At 64.0% G+C, this 23,863-nt stretch carries 15 protein-coding genes; 11 read left to right on the top strand and 4 right to left on the bottom strand.

What is annotated here, in order from left to right; all coding sequences use genetic code 11:
* Positions 1-86: 86 nt before the first annotated feature.
* The gene (locus ACQKIK_RS09520) at positions 87-1,778 is read right to left on the bottom strand and encodes a Na/Pi cotransporter family protein (protein ID WP_064480873.1); all 1,692 of its coding nucleotides are present in this window, start codon (positions 1,776-1,778) and stop codon (positions 87-89) included.
* 141 nt (positions 1,779-1,919) lie between these two features.
* Positions 1,920-2,810: a cache domain-containing protein gene (locus ACQKIK_RS09515; RefSeq protein WP_499135722.1), complete on the bottom strand. Its 891-nt coding sequence runs from the start codon at positions 2,808-2,810 to the stop codon at positions 1,920-1,922.
* Positions 2,811-3,039: 229 nt separating this feature from the next.
* On the opposite strand from ACQKIK_RS09515, the gene recC reads away from it, so the two are divergent.
* The 5 genes from recC (at position 3,040) to ACQKIK_RS09490 (ending at position 13,656) form a co-directional block, all read left to right on the top strand.
* Positions 3,040-6,351: an exodeoxyribonuclease V subunit gamma gene (recC, locus tag ACQKIK_RS09510; RefSeq protein ID WP_499135902.1), complete on the top strand. Its 3,312-nt coding sequence runs from the start codon at positions 3,040-3,042 to the stop codon at positions 6,349-6,351.
* Positions 6,348-9,896 carry an exodeoxyribonuclease V subunit beta gene (gene recB / locus ACQKIK_RS09505; protein WP_499135720.1) on the top strand — a complete coding sequence of 1,183 codons (3,549 nt, stop codon included), beginning with the start codon at positions 6,348-6,350 and terminating at the stop codon, positions 9,894-9,896. Before recC ends, recB begins: the two co-directional genes overlap by 4 nt.
* A 447-nt stretch (positions 9,897-10,343) precedes the next feature.
* Entirely contained in the window at positions 10,344-12,194 is a 1,851-nt protein-coding gene (gene recD, locus ACQKIK_RS09500; protein ID WP_499135719.1) for an exodeoxyribonuclease V subunit alpha, read from the top strand.
* 138 nt (positions 12,195-12,332) lie between these two features.
* A complete protein-coding gene (locus ACQKIK_RS09495) occupies positions 12,333-12,788 on the top strand; it encodes a hypothetical protein (RefSeq protein ID WP_499135718.1) in 456 nt (151 codons plus the stop codon).
* Between the two features lie 85 nt (positions 12,789-12,873).
* Positions 12,874-13,656, top strand: a complete 783-nt coding sequence (locus tag ACQKIK_RS09490) for a substrate-binding periplasmic protein (RefSeq protein WP_499135717.1) — start codon at positions 12,874-12,876, stop codon at positions 13,654-13,656.
* 32 nt (positions 13,657-13,688) lie between these two features.
* On the opposite strand, the gene ACQKIK_RS09485 is transcribed toward ACQKIK_RS09490, so the two are convergent.
* On the bottom strand, positions 13,689-14,606 hold the full coding sequence (locus tag ACQKIK_RS09485) for an AEC family transporter (RefSeq protein ID WP_499135716.1): 918 nt from the start codon (positions 14,604-14,606) through the stop codon (positions 13,689-13,691).
* A 166-nt stretch (positions 14,607-14,772) separates the two neighbouring features.
* Here ACQKIK_RS09485 and ACQKIK_RS09480 point away from each other — a divergent pair, with 166 nt between their 5' ends.
* Positions 14,773-15,954 carry a GGDEF domain-containing protein gene (locus ACQKIK_RS09480; RefSeq protein ID WP_064480867.1) on the top strand — a complete coding sequence of 394 codons (1,182 nt, stop codon included), beginning with the start codon at positions 14,773-14,775 and terminating at the stop codon, positions 15,952-15,954.
* Positions 15,955-15,961: 7 nt separating this feature from the next.
* Here ACQKIK_RS09480 and ACQKIK_RS09475 read toward each other — a convergent pair whose 3' ends face one another.
* On the bottom strand, positions 15,962-16,363 hold the full coding sequence (locus ACQKIK_RS09475; protein ID WP_045423569.1) for an acyl-CoA thioesterase: 402 nt from the start codon (positions 16,361-16,363) through the stop codon (positions 15,962-15,964).
* Positions 16,364-16,581: 218 nt separating this feature from the next.
* On the opposite strand from ACQKIK_RS09475, the gene ACQKIK_RS09470 reads away from it, so the two are divergent.
* The 5 genes from ACQKIK_RS09470 (at position 16,582) to phoU (ending at position 23,710) form a co-directional block, all read left to right on the top strand.
* Positions 16,582-17,556, top strand: coding sequence for a PstS family phosphate ABC transporter substrate-binding protein (locus ACQKIK_RS09470; protein WP_045423571.1), 975 nt, complete (start codon positions 16,582-16,584; stop codon positions 17,554-17,556).
* 215 nt (positions 17,557-17,771) lie between these two features.
* Positions 17,772-20,048: an ABC transporter permease subunit gene (locus tag ACQKIK_RS09465; protein WP_499135715.1), complete on the top strand. Its 2,277-nt coding sequence runs from the start codon at positions 17,772-17,774 to the stop codon at positions 20,046-20,048.
* A 108-nt stretch (positions 20,049-20,156) separates the two neighbouring features.
* On the top strand, positions 20,157-21,773 hold the full coding sequence (gene pstA / locus ACQKIK_RS09460; protein ID WP_499135901.1) for a phosphate ABC transporter permease PstA: 1,617 nt from the start codon (positions 20,157-20,159) through the stop codon (positions 21,771-21,773).
* Positions 21,774-21,853: 80 nt separating this feature from the next.
* Positions 21,854-22,684, top strand: coding sequence for a phosphate ABC transporter ATP-binding protein PstB (gene pstB, locus ACQKIK_RS09455; RefSeq protein WP_073299220.1), 831 nt, complete (start codon positions 21,854-21,856; stop codon positions 22,682-22,684).
* Positions 22,685-22,987: 303 nt separating this feature from the next.
* Positions 22,988-23,710, top strand: coding sequence for a phosphate signaling complex protein PhoU (phoU, locus tag ACQKIK_RS09450; protein ID WP_499135713.1), 723 nt, complete (start codon positions 22,988-22,990; stop codon positions 23,708-23,710).
* The last annotated feature ends 153 nt before the right edge of the window (positions 23,711-23,863 follow it).

Raw genomic sequence — 23,863 nt, 5'->3', positions numbered from 1 at the left:
CCGTTCGCGACGCTGACTTCAACCCCGGCCATGCTCTGCATCGCCGGGGTTTTTCTTGCCCGCACCGACCATCGGACCGGTCGGGATCAGGCCGGCTTGCCCGGCGGCAGCTGCTGCTTGATCCGCGTTTCTCGCACTGCCTGGCTTTCGCCCGAGACGCGCGGCTTTCCGCTGCCGGAGCCCTCCAGTGCCGGATAAGCCGCGCTGCAGAACAACGAGTTCAGCCGCTTCATGTCGGCAATCAGCTCCAGATGGGCGGCGCTGGTCTCGATGCTTTCCACCACCTGCTGGTGCAGCCGATGGACATGGGCGTGGGCCAGTTCGCGCTCACGCTTGCGGAACTGACGCTTCTGCTGCAGCAACTGGCGCGCACTGTGAGAATCACCGGAGAGAAACACCGACAGACCCAGGCTCAGATTGGCGCTGAGCAGGCTGTGCAGCTGGCCGAGCTCGTCCAGCCCGCTGTCGGAAAACGAGCGCCGCTTGGAAATCTTGAGGTTCTGCACCTTGCCCAGCATGTGCTCGATGATGTCGCCGGCCTGCTCCAGGTTGATTGCCAACTCGATGATTTCGGCCCAGCGCCGGCTTTCCTGTTCGGCCAGGTCCTCGCGCGGCATTCGCGCCAGGTAGAGCTTGACGCCGCTGTAGAGCGCGTCGACATCGTCGTCCAGGCGGCGGATGTCCTCGCCCGGCTCCGGACGGTCTTCACGCAGGGCTTCGAGCAGGCGTGCCAGCATGGTTTCCACCAGATCGCCGATGCGCAGCGTCTCGCGTGTGGCGTTGGCCAGGGCCAGCGAGGGGGTGTCCAGCGCAGTGGGGTCGAGATGGCGCGGCTGCGCAATGCCGTTATCCAGAGGCCGCTCCGTCAGCACGCGCTCGCAGAGCCTGGCCATCAGGCCGACCGTTGGCAGTAGCACCAGGCAACGTAGCGAGTTGTACGCCAGGTGGAAGGCGATGACTTGGGTTTGCGCACTGAAGCCGAGCGTTGCCATCCATTCCACCGTTATTGGCAAGAACGGCAGCACCACAAGGCCGGCGAGCTTGTACAGCAGATTGCCCAGCGCTACCCGACGGGCCGGCACCGGTTGCGGCGTCGCATTGAGCCAGGCCAGCACACCGCTGCCGACGTTCGCGCCTATGACCACACCCAGCGCAACCGGCAGGCTGATCAGCCCGGCACTGGCCAGCGTTGCGGTGAGTAGGACGGCGGCGAGGCTGGAATAGGAGAGCACCGCGAACAACGCGCCGACCACCACGGCCAGCAGGGTGTCGCCGGCCAGAGAGGAGAACAGCACACGCATGCCGCGCGCTTCGGTGATGGGTTCGGCGGCGCCAACGATCAGCTGCAGCGCCAGAATGATCAGGCCAAGGCCGATCAGCACGCGACCGAGCTGGCCTGCACGGGTCTGTTTGCGCGAGAGGAACAGGCTGACCCCGACCAGAGTGAACAGCGGGGACAGCCACGACAGGTCCAGGGTCAGCACGCGGGCCATCAATGCAGTGCCGACGTCCGCGCCAAGCATGATCGCCAAGGCGGTCGGCAGCGCCATCAAGCCCTGCGCCACGAACGAGATGGCCAGTAGGGCCGTGGCGTTGCTGCTCTGCACCAGCGCGGTGACGCCGATTCCAGCCGTGAAGGCCATGGGCGCGTTGGCCATGCTGTGGCCGAGCAACCTGCGCAGGTGCGAGCCATACACCCGCATGATTCCGGTGCGCACGATATGCGTGCCCCAGACCAGCAGCGCGATGGAGGACAGCAGATGCAACAGCGTCAACATCGGGCAGGGTCTCCGGCGGCAGGATGATCAACAGGCACAGCCAGTCTCGCCAAAGGCGGGAGGTCAGCTGTGGGTTATATCCGGTTGACCATGGTCGGCAGCCGCCCGTTCACGAAATTGTCATGAACCGCTGCGCTTGCATCAGTTGGGCGAGTAGTAGCCCACGCCTAGCAGCACGTCGTCGACCCGACGGATCAGCGAGTGCTTTTTCTCCACCGCATTGGTCGCCGGATTGCGCCAGACATAGTCGACGGTTCCGCTGCCCTTGTTCTTGGCCAGTTCGATCATCTGCTTGAACAGCGGCGTACCGGCGGCATCGGTGACTTCGCGAACATCGACACCCACCAGGTTGGGGGAAGCGCCACTGGCGCGGTACTGGCCGTCCTCCAAGCCGATAACGAACACATACTCGTCATTCATCACGAAGCCGCCCTGGGGGTCGTTGAAGGCCTTGAACGCAGCCTCGCCACCCGAACGTTTCATCAGTGCTACGGCTTCATCCAGCATTTTCTGCGCGTGTTCGGCGGAAGAGCGCGGGATGTAATACCCCACCGCGAGGATCTGATCGCCCACTTTGCGGTACAGGCTGGTCTTGTTCTCGACCTTATTGTCGGCCGGGTTCAGCCAGTGGTAATCCACCTGGCCGCTGTCAGCGGTGCGGGCACCTTCGACGATCTGGCGAATGAAGGGTTTACCGGCGGCGTCCTTGAGGTCCATCACGTTGAGCCCAACCAGCGCGCGCGACGCACCGTTACTGGCCAGCATGGTGCCGTTCGGGTCCAGGACAAACACATAGTGCTGGCCATCGACGAAGCTGCCCTGGCGGTCATTGAACGCGGCCAGCGCCTGCTCGGGTCCGTTCGCCTTCAGGTGAGCGGTGGCGCGCTCAAGCAGCGCGCTGGCCTGGCGCGCATGGCTGCGCTCCACTGAGCCTTTGGCTGGCGCGTTGTCGGTCACTGCGTAGGCCAGCGGGCTCGCGCTGATGGCCGCGCCCAACATGAGAGTTAGCAGGTTCCGGTTGTTCAATTTCATCGGTTGCTCCTAGCCTGAGGCAGGCGACAGGTTGCTGGGGGCATTGGGACTGCCTGTCATGGAATATCCTATGGCGGGTAGGGGATTGATATTGAACACAAGAACCGTTGAGTTCCTGCGAAAGGAGTAGGAAGGAACGCCGCACCGGCTATCTACGCATGCCTTTGCAGCACCGCTGCGCAACCGGAACTTGTTACCCTTGACCGCTGATCCAGTCGAAGCCGCCGCCATGCTCAGCCTCTACCACGCCCCTGACCTCGAAACCCTCGGCGAACTGGCCACGCGCCTGCTTGCACAGCCGCTCAGTGACCCCTTCGCCCCGGCACTGGTGATGGTGCCGAGCCAGGGCATGGGCCGCTGGCTGACCCTGGAGCTGGCGCGCAAGCAGGGCATCGCCATGCAACTGGAGATGCAGTTGCCTGCCAAATTCGTCTGGGACCTGAGCCGCACCGTGCTCGGCAGCCTGCCGGAGCAATCGGCGTTCTCCCCGACCACCCTGACTTGGCGCTTGTACGGCTGGCTCTGCGATCCGGGCAACCTCGAACTCGCACCGCGTCTGGCGCAGTATCTGGACGGCGGTGACGAGCGCCGGAGGCTAAGTCTGGCGGCCAAGATTGCTGATGTCTTCGACCAGTACCTGCTCTATCGCGACGACTGGCTGGCCGCCTGGGAGCGTGGCGAAACGCTGGACCTCGGCCCGGACGAGGCCTGGCAGGCTTTGCTTTGGCGCGAGTTGACCAAGGACGGCCACCCCCACCGCGCGCGCCTACTCGGCGATCTGCTGCAACGGCTCTACAGCGACGAACCCTTGCCCGGCCTGCCCGAGCGCCTGCTGGTGTTTGGCATCAGCAGCCTGCCACCGCATCACTTGCGTGTGCTCGACAGGCTGGCGCGGCATATCGACGTGGTCGTCTGCGCACTCAACCCGAGCCGTGAGGCCTGGGGCGAGATCCGTGATATCCGCGAGTTGGCACGCCAGCCCGAGAGCGGAGCAGATGACTGGTATCTCGACGTTGGCCATCCGTTGTTAGCGAGCTTGGGCAAGCAGGGCCGGGACTTCTTCGATTCCTTGTTCAGCCTGACCGCCAGCGAAGGCAGTCAGGAGTTCGGCCTGTATTCCGAAGACGACGACCTGCACGACGACAGCCTGCTGCACGCCTTGCAGAACGACATCCTACGCCTGCGCACCCGCCAGCCCGATGAGCGCATCACCCTGGCCGAGGACGACCGCTCGCTGGAAGTGCACATCGCTCATTCGCCGCTGCGCGAGGTGGAGATCCTGCATGACCAGCTGCTGGCGCGTTTCGCTGCCCATCCGGGCCTGACGCCTGATCAAGTGGTGGTGCTGACCCCGGACATCGAGCGCTACGCACCCTTTATCGAAGCGGTGTTCGCCCCGCGCGAGGGCAGCCCGCGGATTCCCTACAGCCTCGCTGACCGCAGCCTGCGCGCCGAGATGCCGCTGATCGAGGCGTTCCTTGAATTGCTGATGCTGGCGCAGAGTCGTTTTGCCGCCGAGGAAATCCTCGCCTGGCTGGAGCAGCCTGCCGTTGCCCGGCGCGCCGGGATCGAAAGCGAAGACCTACCGCTGCTGCGCGACTGGTTGCGTGAAGCCGGTGTGCGCTGGGGGCGTGACGGCAGCCAGCGTGTTCGCCTGGGCTTGCCCGACGAATCAGCCTTTACCTGGCGCCAGGGGCTGGATCGTCTGCTGCTGGGCTTTGCCGCACCGCCGCAACTGGCCGGTGACAACGCGCCGCTGCTGGGCGAGCACTGGCCACTGGATGCGCTGGAAGGCGCCCGTGCACAACTGCTAGGGCGGCTGGTCGAGTTTGTCGAGCGCCTTGGAATGCTGGCCGATCAACTGGCGCGCCCGCGCCCGCTGGCAGAATGGGCGGACGATCTGCAAGTCCTGATCGATACGCTATTTGACGAGCGTGAAGCCGGCGACACACTGCTGTTGTTGTCCCAGGCCTGCGCGGCATTGCGCGATCAGGCCCAGGCCGCGGACCTGACGCGCCCCATCGAACTGGAACTGGTGCACCAGCAGCTCAGCGCTGCCTTGCAGCAGGGCAGCGGCGCCTCGGGCTTTCTTACCGGTGCGGTGACCTTCTGCACCATGGTGCCGATGCGCAGCCTGCCGTTCCGTGTGGTCTGCCTGCTCGGCCTGGACGACGGCGCCTTCCCGCGGCGCACACCGCCGTCGGGCTTCGATCTGATCGGCCGCCACCCGCGCCGTGGCGACCGTGCGCGGCGCCTCGACGACCGCTACCTGCTACTGGAAACCCTGCTGTCGGCACGCGAGGCGCTGTACCTGTCCTATGTCGGTCGCGACCCGCGTGACAACGCCGTGCTGCCGCCATCGGTACTGCTCAGCGAAGTGCTCGAAGCGGTGGACATGACCGCTGTCTGTAGGAGCGAGCTTGCTCGCGATCCTGCCAGCCCCGATACATCGCAGCCGAAAGCGCCCAAAGCCAGCGAAAAGATCCTTATCGCGCATCCGCTGCAACCGTTCTCACCACGCAACTTCGGCGCTGCCGCCTGCGCCGGTTTCTCGCTGCCCTGGTTCCGCGCCGCCCAGCGCCTGGCCGAGCCGCCGCAAACCCAGCCGCAGCCATTCGCCAGCCTGCTCGCCGAGCCCGACGAAGCCTGGCTGACCATCGAGCCGTCGCAACTGCTGCAATGCTTCCGCCATCCGGCGCGCTTCCTGCTCGAACAGCGTTTGGGTCTGCGCCTGGCCGACGACCAGGAATCGCTGGCCAGCGACGAACCGTTCGACCTGGAGATGCCGGCCTGGAACGGCCTGCGTCGGCTGTCGCTGCAGGCCATGGAGCATGGCTGGAGTGACGAAGATGAGCGGCGCATGGCTTGTGCGGCCGGCTGGCTGCCGACGGGCGAGCTGGGCCAGGCGCTGTGGGGCAAGCTGCGAGGGCCGGTACGTGCCTTCGCGCCGCGGCTGTTCGAGTTGCGCCCGGACGCGGTGCCCGAGCCGCTGCCGGTGGATATCACCCTGGCCGGCGTGCGCGTGCATGGCTGGCTCGACGGCGTCACCCCGGCCGGGCTGTTCGGCTGGAAGCTCGGCCGCCTCGGCGAATGGGACCTGCCTCCGTTCTGGCTGCGCCATTTGCTGCTCAACCTGTCGGCTACGGCGGGTATCGAGCGCAACAGCATGATGCTCTCGCCTGCAGGCGATTGGCAGCTCGGCCCGCTGGCGAACGCCACCGAGCTGCTCGAACCCTGGCTCGCCGCCTATCGCGGTGCCATCCGTGAGCCGCTGCCGCTACTGCCGCGTAGCAGCCATGCTTTCGCCAAGGGTTATCGCAAGCCGGCGCGCGGCAGCGAACCGCTCGACTGTGGCCGCAAGCGCGCCCGCGAAGCCTGGCTGGGGGCGGAGTTCAGTCCTATCGCTGCCGAGGCTGAAGACCCTTGGAACGCCTTGGCCTTCCGCGACCGTGATCCGCTGGATGAGCGCTTCGAAACCCTGGCCCAACAGCTGATAGGTCCCGCACTGGATGCCTTGGCCGATGAGGAGGAAGACCAATGAAACTCGACCTGCTCGATTCGCCTTTCGACGGCCGCTCACTGATCGAGGCCAGCGCCGGCACCGGCAAGACCTGGACGCTCACCGCGCTGTACGCCCGCCTGCTGCTGGAGCGGCAGTTGTCGGTGGGGCAGATTCTGGTGGTCACCTACACGACCCCGGCCACCGCCGAGCTGCGCGAGCGCATCCGTGCGCGGCTGGCCGATCTGCTGGCGGTCTATGACGGCACGCCGAGCGAGGATGACTTCCTCAACCGCCTGCATGCGCGCTACCCAGACGAAGCCTCGCGGCGGCGCCTGTTGCTGGCGGTCCATGGGTTCGACGAGGCGGCGATTTTCACCATTCACGGTTTCTGTCAGCGAGCCCTGCAGGACGCCGCCTTCGAAGCTGGCGGTGATTTCGACAGCGAGCTGACCGCCGATGACCGCGAAATCATCGATGCGCTGCTCGCGGATGCCTGGCGTAGCGAGCTGGCCGATGCCGATCCGGCCTGGGCGCGCTTCCTGGCCAAGAGCCGCATTACCCCGGTTTGGTTGCGCCAGCGGCTGCGCAGCCATCTGGGCAAGCCCTACTTGCGCGTGGAACCGCAGGGCGCGCCGATCGCCGCCGATCTGCGCCCGGTCGAAGCCGCCTGGCAGCGCGCCGCTGAGTTGTGGAAGCAGGCGGGCACCGCCTGGGTCGCCGAGCTGTCGGGCCATGGGGGACTCAGCCAGAGCACCCACAAGAGCATCAAGTTCGCGCCTTGGCAGGCGGAGCTCGACGCCTATTTCGCCGATCCGGCAGCGATGTTCGATCTACCCGATGGCGCGGCCAAGTTCGGCGTGCGCGCCTTGAGCAAGGCCTGCAAGAAGGGCTTCGACGCGCCGGTGTGCGAGTTGGCCCATGCGCTGGACGAGCTGGCCGATCAGGTGGCCGAGGCACTGCCAGCGGGCAAGCAACGGCTGATCGCCCTGCAGGTCGCGCTGCTGGAACGGCTCAACCGCGAGCTGCCGGAGCGCAAGGCGGCGCAGCGGCTGTTGGCCTTCGATGATCTGCTCAATCGCCTGGATCTGGCGCTGAAAGGTCCGGTCGGCGAAGACCTGGCGGCCTCGCTGCGCGCCACCTATCCGCTGGCGCTGATCGACGAATTTCAGGACACCGACCCGATCCAGTACGCCATCTTCAACCGCATCTATGCCAAGGCCAGCGAGGCCTCGTTGTGTTTCGTCGGCGATCCCAAGCAGGCCATCTATGCCTTCCGCGGTGCGGACCTGGCAACTTACATGACGGCCAAGCAGCAGGCCGATCGCGAGCCCTTCAACCTGCCGACCAATTATCGCTCGACGCCCGAGCTGATCGCCGCGTTGAACCAGCTGTTCGATCATCCGCAGCCGTTCGCCCAACCTGATCTGCGCTATCCAGCGGTAGGCGCGGCCGACAAGCCGCGTGCGAGCTTGCGGCTGGTGGAGGAGGGCGAAGCCGCGCCGCTGTCGCTGGTCTGGATGGGTGACGATCCGCTGGGCAAGGGCGAAGCCGCACAGCTGGCGGCAAGCGACACTGCTCGGCGTGTTGCCTTGCAACTGGCGGGCGCCGCGGAAGGGCGCGCCGGTTTCGACAAGGAAGGTGTGTTTACTCCGCTGAAAGGTGGCGATATCGCCGTGCTGGTAGCCAACCATCGACAGGCCGGGATGATCGCCGACGAGCTGGCGGCGCGAGGCGTGCCCAGCGTCCGCCGCGGGCGTGACAGCGTCTGGCGCAGTGAGGAGGCGGCTGAGCTGGCCGCAGTACTGGCCGCTTACGCCGAGCCCGGTCGTGAAGGCTTGCTGCGCTATGCGTTGGCCACGCGCCTACTGGGCCGCAGCGCTACCGATCTCGCCCGCTGCCAGGATGATCAGCAGCAGTGGGACGCCGAGCGCGAAGCCGCCGAGCGCTATCACCAGCTCTGGCAGCAGCAGGGGTTCATGCGCGTATTCCGTGCCTGGCTCGACGAGCAGGCGGTGGCCGAACGGCTGCTGGCGCGGGTCGATGGCGAACGTCGGCTGACCAACCTCCTGCACCTGGGTGAACTGTTGCAAGCCGAAAGCCTGCTGCGCCCGGGTCTTGAGCCGCTGCTCGCCTGGTTCAACCTGCAGCGCGGCAGCGAAGGCGCCGGCGAAGAAGCCCTGCTGCGCCTGGAAAGCGATGCCGAGCGGGTGCAGATTGTCACCATCCACACCAGCAAGGGGCTGGAATACCCGCTGGTATTCTGCCCCTTCCTCTGGGATGGCAAACTGCTCGGCAAGAACCGCGACAGCGCCCGTTGCCACGATGCCAGCGGCCAGCCGCTGCTGGACCTCGGCAGCGACGCGCTGGAAGACAACCTCGAACGCGCCCGCCGGGAGGTGTTTGCCGAACAGCTGCGCCTGGCCTATGTCGCCCTGACTCGCGCGCGCGACCGGCTCTGGTTGCACTGGGGGCCTGTGAATCTCTGCAAACCAAAAAAGGATGGCAGCCTAGCGGACGAAGGTCTGCACAGCAGCGCCCTGGCCTGGCTGCTACACGGCCGCGAACTGCCTGGCGAGCAACCGTTGAGTGAACTGGGCAATCATCTGGCCGACCTCAACGGCGGCAGCCTGCGCCTGGCCATCGAGCGACTGGTGCACGGAAGCGACGGTCATATGGCCTGCCTGCCGCTGGAACCGCGCGAAGCCAGTGCCCAAGGGCCAGGCCGCGCGGCGCCGACTGAGCAGCTGTCGCAGCTCAATCGCAGCCTCCACAGCGCCTGGCGGATCGGCAGTTTCTCCGGCTTGGCCGCCGGCATGCATATGGAAGCGCCGGACCGCGACGCCCTGGCCATCCCCGATGCCGGCGAGCCGGGCAGTGGCTTCTTTGCTTTCCCCCGCGGTGCGCGAGCCGGTACCTGCCTGCACGCGATCCTCGAAGACTGGGCGCGGGGCAAAGGCGAGCTGGAGGCGCTGGTCGAACCCGCTTTGCAGGCCTACGGTCTGCCGCTGGAGTGGAAGGAAATCGCCATCAGCCATCTGCAAAAGGTGCTCGACACCGATATGGATGGCGCCGGCCTGACCCTCGCCGCGTTGCAATCGGCCAGACGCCTGCCGGAGCTGGGCTTCACCTTCCCGGTACGGGACCTCGACGTGGCGCGGCTGCGCAGTCTGCTGGTCGATCCAGCCAACGGCCTCGCCGAGCCATTACGCGAAGCGGCGGCGCGGCTGGAGTTCGACAGCCTCAAGGGCTTTCTCAAGGGCTTCATCGACCTGACCTTCGAGCACGACGGCCGCTGGTACATCGCTGACTACAAGTCCAATTGGCTCGGTCCGGATGCGAGCTATTACGGCGGCGAACGGCTGCTGCAGGCGCTGGCAGGCGAGCATTACTACCTGCAATACCTGATTTATCTGGTGGCGCTACGCCGCTTCCTGCGTCAGCGCCTAGCCGATTTCCGCGACGAGCAGCTCGGCGGCGCCTACTACCTCTTCCTGCGGGGCATGCCTGAAGCCGGCGTCTACTTCGCGAGGCCGGACGATGCGCTGCTCGATGCGTTGGATCGATTGTTCGAGGAGGGGCGGTGATGCATGTGGGGCTTGTAGAAGTCGTCGGATTGCAATTTGCGTCAGTTCAGCGCGCTTATCCAACTGAGCATATCGGTGGGCTGAAGCCCACCCTACAGGCTAGTCCTGCGGGGGATGTCCGAGGCGGGCATGTGTACTTCGCGAGGCCGGACGATGCCGTGCTCGATGCATTGGACCGTCTGTTCGAGGAGGGGAGATGATGCGCCTTAGATTCGCAGTAGCCTTCTCTCGCTATGGGAAATCGCCCGCTTTTGTAGGAGCCAGCTTGCTGGCGATCCGGGGGAATGGGCAAAGCATCGCCAGCAAGCTGGCTCCTACGGTCAATATCAGCGCTTTAGGGTGGGCTTCAGCCCGCCACTTTAACGATGGCCTTGATTGGCTGAGGCGGGCCGCAGTCTGCTCCATGCTGAAGTGCTGCCTGACCCCGCCCGCGTGGAGGGGTGTGTGATGGCATTGCTTTCAGACCTGCCGTTCGGCCCACTGGAGCGCGCTTTCATCGCCAGCCTTCAGCGCCTCGAGCCTGAGACGCCTGACATGGTCCTGCTCGCCGCCGCGCTTTGCTGCGAGGCCCTGGCTTCCGGCGACGTCTGTCTGCCGCTCGAACGCCTGGCGGGCAAGCGCCCTTGGCCCGAAGTCGACCTAAGCCTGCCGCCGCTCGCAACTTGGCGCGAACAGCTGGAAGCCTCTCCCCTGGTCGGCGCGCAAGGCGATTACGCGCCGTTGATCCTCATGGGGAATCGGCTCTATCTGGCCCGTTATCAAGCATACGAACAGCAGCTGGCCGAACAACTGCTGGCCCGCGCGGCGGATGTGCCAGCAGTGGATGAAAAACAACTGAGCGACAGCCTGGCGCGGCTGTTCGCCTTCAATCAGCAAAGCCCCGATTGGCAGCGCCTCGCGGCAGCACAGGCGGTACGCCGGCGACTGGCGGTGATCTCCGGTGGTCCCGGTACCGGCAAAACCACCACTGTGGTGCGCCTGCTGGCGGCATTGCTGGAGCAGCCCGGCGGCGAACGCCTGGCCATCGGCCTAGCCGCGCCCACCGGCAAAGCAGCCGCACGCATGGCCGAAGCGATCCGCAATGCCAAGGCTGAGCTGCCGGTCAGCGATGCGGTCAAAGAAGCCCTGCCGGACGAGGCGCGCACACTGCACCGCCTACTCGGCAGCCGCGGCGACAGCCCCAGGGTGCGCCATGACGCGGCGAACCCGCTGGCGCTGGATGTGTTGGTGGTGGATGAGGCATCGATGGTCGACCTGGCGTTGATGGCCAAGCTCGTCGCTGCGCTGCCGCCGAAGGCAAGGCTGATCCTGCTCGGCGACAAAGACCAGCTGGCCGCCGTGGAAGCCGGCGCGGTGTTCGCCGAACTCTGTGAAGGCCGAGGGTTCGATAGCCAGGCCGCGGCCGATCTGCAACGCATTACCGGGCAGCATGTTCCCATCGAGACGCCGCGCTCGCGCCTGGGCGATGCGGTGGTCCTGCTCACCCACAGCCACCGCTTCGCAGGTGACAGCGGCATCGGTGAGCTGGCGCGGCGAATCAACGGCGGCGACGCCAAGGGCACGGTCGCGCTGCTACAAGAGGGTCGTCCAGACCTCGCCTGGAACGCCACGCCCAGCCCCACGGCGCTGATCGATCGACTGGAGCAGGGCTATTCGCCCTATCTGCAGGCTGCACGGCAAGCCGATCCGGCGGCCGCCTTCGAGGCCTTCAACGGCTTTCGGGCGCTGACCGCCCAGCGCGATGGGCCTTTCGGCGTGACCGGCATCAACGAGGCACTGGAAGCGCGCTTCAAGCGTCGCCTCGGCGTGCAGGCGCGCGAACGCTGGTACCCCGGCCGCACGGTGATGGTCCGGCAGAACGACTACGCCCTGGGGCTCTTCAACGGCGATATTGGCCTGTGCCTCAAAACCGAGCAGGGCCTGCGCGTGTTCTTCGAAGGCGACGAGGGCTATCGCGGCTTTGCCCCGGCGCGCCTGCCCAGCCATGACAGCGCCTTCGCCATGACCGTGCACAAGAGCCAGGGCTCGGAGTTCACCGAGGTGCTGCTGGCGTTGCCGGAACAGCCTAGCCCGCTGCTGACCCGCTCGCTGTTCTACACCGGCATCACCCGTGCCAAGCGCAAAGTGGAGATTTGGGCGCTGCCGGTGCGTCTGGGTGAGGCCGTAAGCACCCGCGCCGAGCGCGCGGCCGGGCTTGCTGAAAGGCTGAGCCTAGGTGACACGAAGCGCACAAGCGAGGGGGCTAGCCTGCCGAAGCCGGCCAGCGAGCCGGCGGGCGATCAGCTCAGCCTGTTCTGATGCGTGCGCCGCTGCGCGTAGAGGGCATGATCGCAGCGCATCGCGGCCAGTTTCGTGAAACGGTTGCGCGTATCCACGTTCGGTTTCTGTTCCGATGTGGGTTCACCGTCAACCGATAACCGACAACCGGGACATGCGATGAAAATCTTCTTTCTTCTGGTCTGGGGCCTGGTCAGCTTGTCGCTCACTGGAGTCATGGTGCGTGAACTATGGATTGCCCCATCCTGGAGTGGCGCGTTCGTCTTGTTGCTAATCGCCTACTACAGCTTCTGTTTCTTCCAGCTGATCCGCGCGGCCTACCGGCCCTGGGGGCTGTTGGGGCCAAGGCGGCGCAGCGGCTACTGGGTGTGCCTGGTGTTGCTGCCACTGACGCTGTTGCCGCTGAGGTTTGCCTATGACATCTGGCTGGCGGGCGCCTACCGGCTCGATGCGGACGCAGCGGGGCCAAGCCTGAACCTGCTCATCGTTCGCCAACTGCTCGCCTGGCTGCAGGAACTGGTCGGCTATCTGGGCCCGACGCTGGTGCTGATCGCCGCTGGAGTGGGCATGGCATTGCTGCTGTTGCGATTGTCGCGCGGCCAGGTCGTCCGCTAGCGGCGCCCGATGCGCTGATAGTTGCTGGCTTTGATATTCGCTAGGTTGCGCTTCATTCGTTTTCGCAAGGATGGCAAAGGTGGTGATGAAAGGATTTTGTAGCCGGGGCGCTCTGCTGAGCCTGGCGGTCAGTCTTGGGGCACATGCCGCGGATGTGCGCCTGGTGACGGGCGATGACTACGCCCCGCTCACTGATCGCGCACTGCCTCGAGGCGGCATGCTCTCGGCGGTCGCACAGGCTGCGCTCGAGCGCAGCGGATTAGCCTCGTCGCTTGCCTGGCAGCCCTGGAATCGGGGCTATCTGATGACCCTTCGCGGCGAATACGACGCGACTTTTCCGTACATCCGTGCGGAGCAGCGCGAGCATGATTTCCTCTACTCGGCGCCGCTTTATATTTCCGAGCAACACCTGTTCAGTCGCGCCACGGATGCAGTCGAAGTCAATGACCTCGCCGGCGTCAGCGGCAGGCGGCTGTGCCACCCGCTGGGCTGGCAGCTGCCTGCTGGAGTCCAGGCACTGGTTGATCGGGGTGTACTGGTCCGACATTCGCCGCCGAGCCTGAGCGAGTGTGCGTTGTTGCTAATGCTTGGCCGAGATGATGTGTTTCTGGCTGATCGTCTGCTGGGCGTCCATGCTGTGCAATCAACCGAAGTGGATCGGCAGCGTTTTCATATTTCCGATTCGGTTTTGAGCCGTCAGACGATTCACCTCATCGTCCCGCGCAGCCGACCGGACGCCGGACAGCTGATCAAGCGGTTCGACCGAGGACTCAGAACCCTTCAGGAAAGTGGCGATTATCAGCGCTTGATCGAGTCGTTCGCTGCCGACAACGTTCCAGTGGACCGCCGCACCACGACAGCGCAATAACGGTCGCGATGGCTGGCGCTCGGTCACGGTTTTCAGCGTTCGAGCAGTGTCAGCACCAGCGGCAAGCTGGCCGCAGCGAGTAGTGTTTGCAGAGTGATGATGCCGGCCATCAGGTGGCTGTCACCACCGAGCTGGCGGGTTAGCACGTAGGCGGTAGGCGCTGTGGGAAGGGCAAAGAACAGGACGATGATGGTCGTTTCCATGGCAGGCAATTGGAGCAATTGAGCGACGGCGTAAGCCAGTAGCGGCACTGCCAGAAGGCGCACAGCACTGTTCCAGCCCAGTGCAGGAATTTCGCCTCCGAGTTCCTTCGGCTTCAAGGCGGCGCCGACACAGAGCAAACCCAAGGGCAAACTGGCCGCGGCCAGCAGGCCAAGCAGCCGGTCAGTGCCGCCAGGCAGGCCGAGCCCGGACAGGTTCACCAGGGCGCCCGTGACGCAGGCGACGATCAAGGGGTTTTTCGCGATCGGAAGCAGCAGGCCGCGCGCGCTGACGCCGCGTTCAGCGGTCAGCGCCCAGACCGACATCACGTTAACGGTTGGCACCATCAACGCCAGCATCAGCGCGGCCATGGCCAGGCCTTCCTGGCCGAACAGACTGCCGACAGCCGCAAGGCCCAGATAGGTGTTGAAACGCAGGGCACCCTGGGCAAAGGCGCCGAAGCGCGCCGCCGACCAGCCGCGCAGGCGCTTCATGATCAGCAGTACGACCCACGCCAATCCCAGGGCCAGCAACACGGCAGCAGCCAAGCGGGGCAGCGCCGGGTTGTCCAAAGGTGCGGTGGCCAGACTGCTGAACAGCAGCGCCGGGAACAGCACGAAGTAGTTGATCCGCTCGGCTCCGGGCCAGAAGGCCTCGTTGGGGAAGTCGCGCAGGCGCAGAAAGTAGCCGGCAATGATCAGGGCAAACAGAGGCCATAGGGCGAGCAGAAGGCTGGTCACACGATACATCCAACAGTGCAGGTGACTCGATAGTGGAGTCTCGTGAAGGCGTCGGCAAGAGACGAGCGATGCGGATTTATCTGCCCCAGAGCGGTTGCTTGCACGTTCATCGGGAAAGCCGTCGGGGTAATGTCTAAGTGATATCATTGCCCGTGCCATGACTTGAGCAATGTCGATGCAGCCCCTAGAACAGCAGTCTGCCGAAGATTTCCGCGATACCCCGCATGGCAGGCAGCTGCTGGCAGGCTTTCGTGGCCTGCTGTTTGCGCCTGATCTGGAAAGCGAATTTCGCCGTTATCTGGGACGTCAGGCGCGCTTTGCGCAAGTGCTCGGTGCCTGCCTTTTGCTGTTGGTGGTGGCCGGTTATCACTATGCCGAACGGCAGCTATATGCCGGGTCTGACCCGAGGTGGCTGCGCGAGTTGACCCTGCTGCGTTTGGTGGAAATGGCGCCGGGTGTAGCGATCCTGCTCATGTCGGTCTTTCACCGGCGGGTCCGGCTGGTTGCCAACCGACTGTTTCCGTTGCTGCTGGTGCTGGTTGGGATCGTTGCGGCGCGCATCGATATCCATTACGAAGTCTCCCAGACGGAACTGGCGTTCCGCTACGGTGCTGGGCTGTTGATCGTCTGTTCGTTCTTCTTTCTCGGCATCACCTTCTGGCGAGCGCTGATTAGTGCGGCGTCGATCATCCTGATCGATATCTTGATGGCCGCGCTCATCCTCTCCTCCAGCGAAATGCAGGTGCATTGGATCTCGGTCAGCTATTACGTGTTGCTGTTGACGATCGGAGCAATCAGTCGCTACATCCATGAATACTCGCAGCGTGAGCAATTTCTGGTACGCCAGCTGCTCGGCTGGGTCGCGCAACACGACTCGCTGACTGGCTTGGCGAACCGCCGTAGCTTTGATGCAGCTCTGCGGCAAACGCTGTTGCAAGCCCGTCGGGACCGCCAGCCGCTCGCGCTGCTACTCCTGGATCTGGATAACTTCAAAGCCTACAACGACAGCCTGGGGCACCCGGCTGGCGATGCGCTGATCCGCGATTTCGGCGACTTACTGGGCCGTTTCTCCCGGCGGCCGATGGATCTGGCGGCCCGGGTCGGGGGGGAAGAGTTCGCGTTGTTGCTGCTCAATTGCGATGAGAGCTCAGCGCAGGCCATCGCGGCGCAGCTTCTCTCTGAACTCGCTGAACGAGCCATCCCTCATCCGGCATCGGCCCAGAGCGCATGCGCCACAACGAGCATTGGCATTGCGATGTGGCAGCCAGGGCAGACCGCCGAACAACTCTATCAGGCCGCCGATGCGGCGTTGTACCAAGCCAAACAGGCCGGAAAGAACCGCTACGTGGTGCGCTGATCGGCTTTCAGCGGCGTGGCGTGACCGGGCGGGTGCGGCCGCTGCCATCAATGGCGACAAAGACGAATACCGCCTCGGTGACCTTGCGCCACTCGCTGGACAGCGGGTCATCACTCCACACTTCCACCAGCATGCGGATCGAGCTGCGGCCGACATCCAGCGTCTGGGTGTAGAACGAAAGCTGCGCGCCGACTGCCACCGGCACCATGAAGGCCATGCGGTCGATGGACACCGTGGCCACACGACCGGCGGCGACGCGGCTGGCCATGGCGGTGCCGGCCAGATCCATCTGTGATACCAGCCAGCCCCCGAAAATATCGCCGAAACCGTTGGTCTCACGCGGCAGGGCGGTCAGCTGCAAGGCCAGGTCGCCCTGCGGGATTGGATCTTCCTGTTCGTATTCGTTCATCGGTCGGGACTCGCGGCGCGTTTGTTTTTCTTGCGCGAAAAGCCCGCAGCAGTGCGGGCGGGGGCGAGTATAGCGGCTGTAGATAGTCACAGCGACCGGGCAGGCCTAAAGTTCAGTATCGTCACCAGATTGTCATATTCAGTTCATAGAGTGTTCACACGGCCTGCAGACAATGGCCCCCGTTCCAAACACTGACACACCCCTGCTAGGAGCATGGAATGAAACTGAATCGTTTGATGGCGGCCCTGACCTTTGTTGCCGCTGGTGTAGGCGCTGCCAACGCAGTGGCCGCGGTTGATCCAGCACTGCCGACCTATGAGAAGACCTCCGGCGTATCCGGCAACCTGTCCAGCGTCGGTTCCGACTCCCTGGCCAACCTGATGACCCTGTGGGCTGAAGACTTCAAGCGTGCCTACCCGAACGTCAACATCCAGATTCAGGCCGCCGGCTCCTCCACCGCACCGCCCGCGCTGACCGAAGGCACGGCCAACCTCGGCCCGATGAGCCGTCCGATGAAGGACAACGAAATCCAGGCCTTCGAAGAGAAGTACGGCTACAAGCCGACTGCCGTGCCGGTCGCTATCGACGCCCTGGCTGTGTTCGTCCACAAGGACAACCCGATCAAGAGCCTGGACATCGAGCAGGTCGACGCGATCTTCTCCAGCACCCGCCTGTGCGGTGGCGAAAAAGACATCACCACCTGGGGTGACGTCGGTCTGACTGGCGAGTGGGCGAGCAAGCCGATCCAGCTGTTCGGTCGTAACTCGGTTTCCGGTACCTATGGCTACTTCAAGGAAGAAGCGCTGTGCAAGGGTGACTTCAAGCCTAACGTCAACGAGCAGCCGGGCTCCGCTTCGGTGGTGCAGTCGATCTCCAGCACCCTGAACGCCATCGGCTACTCAGGCATCGGCTACAAGACTTCCAGCGTCCGCGCTGTGCCCCTGTCCAAGGGTGGCGAAGCCTTTGAAGCCAACGAAGAGAACGCTCTGGCTGGCAAGTTCCCGCTGGCACGCTTCTTCTACGTCTACGTCAACAAGGCGCCGAACAAGCCGCTGAGCCCGATCGACGCCGAGTTCCTCAAGCTTGTGCTGTCGAAGCAGGGCCAGGAAGTCGTGGTCAAGGACGGCTACATCCCGCTGCCGAAGAAAGTGGTCGACAAGACCCTCAGCGACCTGGGTCTGCAGAACGACTAAACCCAGCAGCATTCAGGCCTGCAGCGACCGCTGCAAGGCTTGAGTTCGACGCCCGCCACGCTTCTTGCGCCGGTGGGCGTTGTCACGTCACCTCGCTGTAATTTTTCTGTCACACAGCTGCATTAAATTAGGCGCCCGACCGGCCATCAAGCCAGGAAACGACTCGCGCCAACGGCGCAGCAGTTTAAGCGGCCTGAGTGGCCAGGAACCTTCGCATGAACGATATCGAGACCATGAGCGCGAATTCCGATGTGCAGCGGCTGGATTTCAACACCCCGGCCCTGCAGCGCAAGCGCCGTATCCGCGCATTCAAAGACAAGCTGGCGCGCTGGTATGTCTCCATTGGCGGCCTCGCCGTGCTTGGCGCCATCACCCTGATTTTCTTCTATCTCGCCCAGGTCGTAGCGCCCATGTTTCAGGGCGCCGAACTGGAGGCGCGTGAAGTGCAGCAGCCGGCCTGGCTGGCCGATGCCGGCGCGCCGCTGTTGCTGGCCGTGGAAGAGCAGAACAAGGTGGCGATGCGTCTGGGCAGCGACGGAGCCGTTCGTTTCTTCAGCGTACCCACTGGCGACCTGCTGCGTACCGTAGAGTTGCCGCTGCCGGCTGGCAGCCAGATCGTCTCGGTCGGCCAGGACACGCCCGGCAATCGCCGCATGGTGCTGGGGCTGAGCAACGGCCAAGTGTTGGTTGCAGAGCACAATTACAAAGTCAGCTACCCGGAAGGCAAGAAGACCATCACGCCGCAGCTAGACTACCCCTTCGGTGAACAACCGCTGAATCTTGATCCGCAAGGGCGGCCCATCGAGCATGCAGGCATCAGTCTCAACGGCTCGACCTTGATGGTCGCAGGCGCTACGAATGGCGCGTTGCATGCCTTGAAAATCGTCTCCACTGAAAATTTGATGACCGGTGAAAAAAGCCTTGAAGAGGAGCGGATGGATCTGCCGCAACTCTCCGAGCCAATCAAGGCGCTGCGCATCGACCCGCGGCACATGTGGTTGTTCGCCGTGAGCGGTCGCGCCAGCGTTGATGTCTTCGATCTGCGCCGCAAGCAACTCAACGGTCGCTACAAGCTACTTGGCGGCAAAGGCGAGATCACCACGGTAGCCTCGCTGCTGGGCGGCATCTCGCTGATGGTCGGCGACTCGAATGGCAGCATCGGTCAGTGGTTCATGGTGCGCAGCAACGACGGTCAGCCTGAACTGAAGAACGTGCGCAACTTTCAGCTGGCCGATCAACCGATCACACAGATTCTTCCCGAAGAGCGCCGCAAGGGCTTCCTTGCCCTCGACAGCGCCGGCACTCTGGGCATCTTCCACAGCACGGCTCATCGCGAGCTGCTGACCGAGCAGGTCGCAGAGGGCGCTGCCGTCGCCGCCATGTCGCCTCGGGCCACGCGCCTGTTGGTCGAGTCAGGTGACCAGCTGCAGCGTTTCGTGATCGACAATCCGCACCCGGAGATATCCTGGAGCGCGCTCTGGGGCAAGGTCTGGTACGAAAGTTACCCGGAGCCGGACTACGTTTGGCAGTCCACGTCGGCTACCGGTGACTTCGAGCCCAAGCTGAGCCTCTCGCCACTGGCGTTCGGTACGCTCAAGGCGGCGTTCTACGCGATGCTGCTGGCCGCTCCGCTGGCGATCTGCGCCGCGCTGTATACCGCGTATTTCATGGCGCCGACGCTACGCCGCAAGGTCAAGCCGGTGATCGAACTGATGGAAGCGCTGCCAACGGTCATCCTCGGATTCTTTGCCGGCTTGTTCCTCGCACCCTATCTGGAAAACCACCTGCCCGGCATTTTCAGCCTGCTGCTGCTGATGCCAGTGGCGATTCTCTTCGCCGGTTGGTTCTGGAGCCGGCTGCCGGAAAACATTCGCCTGAGCGTGCCGGATGGTTGGGAAGCGCTGTTGCTGATACCCGTGATCCTTGTGGTGGGCTGGGGCTCCCTGGCCATCAGCGGATACCTGGAAAACTGGTTCTTCGGCGGTGACATGCGCCTGTGGCTGTCCAACGACATGGGCATTCCCTTCGACCAGCGCAACGCTCTGGTGATTGGCATCGCAATGGGCTTCGCGGTGATCCCGACGATCTACTCGATTGCCGAAGACGCCGTGTTCAGTGTGCCGCGCAGCCTCACGCTAGGCTCACTGGCACTCGGTGCCACGCCCTGGCAGACGCTGACCCGCGTGGTGCTGTTGACCGCCAGCCCCGGGATCTTCTCCGCATTGATGATCGGCATGGGCCGCGCCGTGGGCGAAACCATGATCGTGCTGATGGCCACCGGCAACACGCCGATCATGGAAGCCAACATCTTCGAAGGCATGCGCACCCTGGCGGCCAACGTCGCAGTGGAAATGCCCGAATCGGAAGTGGGCAGCACTCACTATCGCGTGCTGTTTCTCGCCGCGATGGTGCTGCTGATGTTCACCTTCGTGATGAACACCCTGGCCGAGCTGATCCGCCAGCGCCTGCGCCTCAAGTACGCCAGCCTGTAATAAAGAACGCAGCCGGTGACGGCTGCGACAAGTTTTCGACAAAGGTATCGATCCGTGAAAAAGGATTCGCTGAAAACCTGGATCAAGAGCGGCAGCCCCTGGGTCTGGATGAACGCGGGCGCCGTGGCGATCGCCGTGATCATGACCCTAGGCCTGCTGGCGGTAATCGCCGTGCGCGGCCTCGAGCATTTCTGGCCGGACGATGTGATCGTCGCCGACTACCAAGTGCCGGGATCGCAGCCGCGGGTGATGGCTGGCGAAGTGGTGCAGGCTGAAGAAGTGCCGCGTGCACGTCTGGCGGCCAGTGGGCTGCCGGTGGACGTCGAAGGCGGCGAGTTCATGACCCGTGAGCTGCTCAAGGTCGGTAACCGCGAGGTCTACGGTGCGGACTTCTCCTGGGTCGTCGGCGAGTGGCTGAGCAATCAGCGCAAGCCGGCCGATCTGGTGGCGCTGGAGCGCCGCGAGTGGGGCAACTTCTATGGCGAGCTGTTGAACGTCAAAGAAGGCGGTCAACTGGTGGCCGAGGGCGATGCCGCATGGCCAGAGCTGCAAAAGCGCATTGACCGCATCGACGACCTGCATGCCGGGATCGCCAAGTTGGAAAAGGTCGACATCGGTCGCATCAACCATGGCCTGGAACGCCTGCGTCTGAAGACCCGCAAGCTGGAGCTGGACGATAAGCTCGATGCGGCCGCCCAGGCCGAACTCGATGCCGAGCGGGCGCAGTGGGACGCCGAATACAAGGCGCTCGAGAGCGAGCTGGTCGCGCTCTACACAGGCTTCAATCGCGACAGCATCACCATGCGCACCATGGACGGTCAGGAAAAGGAGATCAGCCTCGGCAAGATCGTCCGTGCCTACCGCCCGAACGCCATGTCGACGCTCGACAAGCTAGGCTTCTACTTTGCCAAGGTGTGGGAGTTCGTCAGTGACGAACCACGTGAGGCGAACACCGAAGGCGGCATCTTTCCGGCAATTTTCGGCACCGTGCTGATGACCATCATCATGGCGGTGATCGTCACCCCGTTCGGCGTGATTGCAGCGGTCTACCTGCGTGAATATGCCAAGCAAGGCGTGCTGACCCGCATCATCCGCATCGCGGTCAACAACCTCGCCGGGGTGCCCTCGATCGTCTACGGCGTGTTCGGCCTCGGCTTCTTCGTCTACGTCCTGGGTGGTTCGCTTGATCAGATCTTCTACCCCGAAGCAGCTCCGGCGCCGGTGTTCGGCACTCCAGGCCTGATGTGGGCATCGTTGACCCTGGCGATCCTGACGCTGCCGGTGGTCATCGTGGCTACCGAGGAAGGCCTGGCCCGTATTCCGCGTATTCTCCGCGAAGGCTCGCTGGCGCTGGGTGCGACCAAGTCCGAGACCCTGTGGAAAGTGGTCCTGCCGATGGCCAGCCCGGCGATGATGACCGGCCTGATTCTCGCCGTGGCCCGTGCCGCCGGCGAGGTCGCACCCTTGATGCTGGTTGGTGTGGTCAAGCTGGCGCCGAGCCTGCCGCTCAACGGTAACTACCCCTACCTGCACCTGGATCAGAAGATCATGCACCTGGGCTTTCATATTTATGACGTCGGCTTCCAGAGCCCCAACGTCGAGGCGGCGCGGCCGCTGGTCTATGCAACGGCGCTGCTGCTGGTGCTGGTGATCGCGACGCTGAACCTCACGGCCGTCGTGATCCGTAACCATCTGCGCGAAAAATACAAAGCGCTCGACCACTAATAGCCGACAGACCCGCTGGTGGCCCGGCGCTGCAACGATCGCAGCCCGCGCTTCTAGCCTCCAGCGATACGGAGACATCCATGTCACAAGCAAAGACGCATTCCATCGACATCTCGGCGCTGGGTCGAGACAAGCGCGCGCTGAGCCTGGCCAACGAAGCCGTGGCCATCGAAGTGCCTGACCTGAGCCTCTACTACGGCGAAAAGCAGGCGCTCTACAATGTCAGCATGAACATCCCGCGCCAACGTGTGACGGCCTTTATCGGCCCATCCGGTTGCGGCAAGTCGACCCTGCTGCGCTGCTTCAACCGCATGAACGACCTGGTGGACGGCTGCCGCATCGAAGGCGCCATCAACCTCGACGGTCATAACATCTACCGCAAGGGCGAAGACGTGGCCGACCTGCGTCGTCGCGTCGGCATGGTGTTCCAGAAGCCAAATCCGTTCCCCAAGAGCATCTACGAGAACGTCGTCTACGGCCTGCGCATCCAGGGCATCAAGCAGAAGCGCGTGCTCGACGAGACCGTCGAATGGGCGCTCAAGGGCGCGGCGCTGTGGGACGAGGTCAAGGATCGCCTGCACGAATCGGCGCTCGGTCTCTCCGGCGGTCAGCAGCAGCGTCTGGTCATTGCCCGCACCATCGCCGTGCAGCCGGAAGTGCTGCTGCTCGACGAGCCCAGCTCGGCGCTCGACCCGATTTCCTCGCTGAAAGTCGAAGAGCTGATCTATGAGCTCAAGGCCAAGTACACCATCGTCATCGTCACCCACAACATGCAACAGGCCGCGCGGGTATCGGACTACACGGCGTTTATGTACATGGGCAAACTGATCGAGTACGGCGACACCGATACGCTGTTCACCAATCCAGAAAAGAAGCAGACCGAAGACTACATCACCGGCCGCTACGGTTGATGCCATGGGAAATCTCCTCTGGCTTCGTCGGGCGCGTTTGCCGTACTACTCGTACTGTCAGCGCGCGCCCTCCGCGCCAGTGAAGATTTCCCAAGGGCCTCAACGTTAACTCGACTATTTCCAGTGCGCTGCGCACCAGAGCCGCCTAGCGGCAGCCTCCTCGGAGCGAGAGCAATGATCAGCGGCGTAGGGTGGGCTTCAGCCCACCGAACTCAGTGTCTGCGCGCTGCCTTCTAGCGCAGCACGATTTGCCAAAGGCCGGACTGTCCGGCGAGAGAACAACCGTTTCGCAAGGGTTCGCACATGATCAGCAAAGACAGCCACACGCAACACATCTCCCAGCAGTTCAACGCCGAGCTGGAAGAGGTGCGCAGCCACCTCCTGGCCATGGGTGGCCTGGTGGAAAAGCAGGTCAACGATGCGGTCACCGCGCTGATCGATGCCGATTCCGGGCTCGCGCAGCAGGTGCGCGACGTGGATGACCAGATCAACCACATGGAACGCGACATCGACGAAGAGTGCATTCGTATCCTCGCGCGCCGTCAGCCAGCGGCCTCCGACCTGCGCCTGATCATCAGCATCTCCAAGTCGGTCATCGACCTGGAACGCATCGGTGACGAAGCCACCAAGATAGCTCGTCGCGCCATCGAACTGTGCGAGGACGGCGAGTCGCCGCGCGGCTATGTCGAGGTCCGCCATATCGGTGATCAGGTCCGTCGGATGGTGCAGGAGTCGCTGGACGCCTTTGCCCGCTTCGATGCCGAGCTGGCGCTGTCGGTGGCGCAGTACGACAAGACCGTCGACCGCGAGTACAAGACCGCGCTGCGCGAACTGGTCACCTACATGATGGAAGACCCGCGCTCGATTTCCCGCGTGCTCAGCGTGATCTGGGTGCTGCGCTCGCTGGAACGTATCGGCGACCACGCGCGCAACATTGCTGAAATGGTGATCTATCTGGTGCGCGGCACCGACGTGCGTCACCTGGGCGTTACGCGCATGGCCGAGGAAGTCGCCAAGCGCGACTGATCCTTTTTGGGGAAACGCCGGGCGCTGTGACTGCCCTTGGCGGGCTGAAGCCCACCCTACGGGAGCTCGTTTTCCAGATTGTAGGGTGGGCTTCAGCCCACCAAGAGCCAAAGGCCGCTCGGTGCTCTGGCTACCTTTGCGCTAGAGGCGGCA

It is taken from the genome of Pseudomonas sp. NPDC047961, assembly GCF_050272435.1.
Taxonomy (GTDB): domain Bacteria; phylum Pseudomonadota; class Gammaproteobacteria; order Pseudomonadales; family Pseudomonadaceae; genus Stutzerimonas.
Note: the sequence above shows the minus strand (reverse complement) of the source record. Positions and strands in the feature narration are given on the sequence as shown.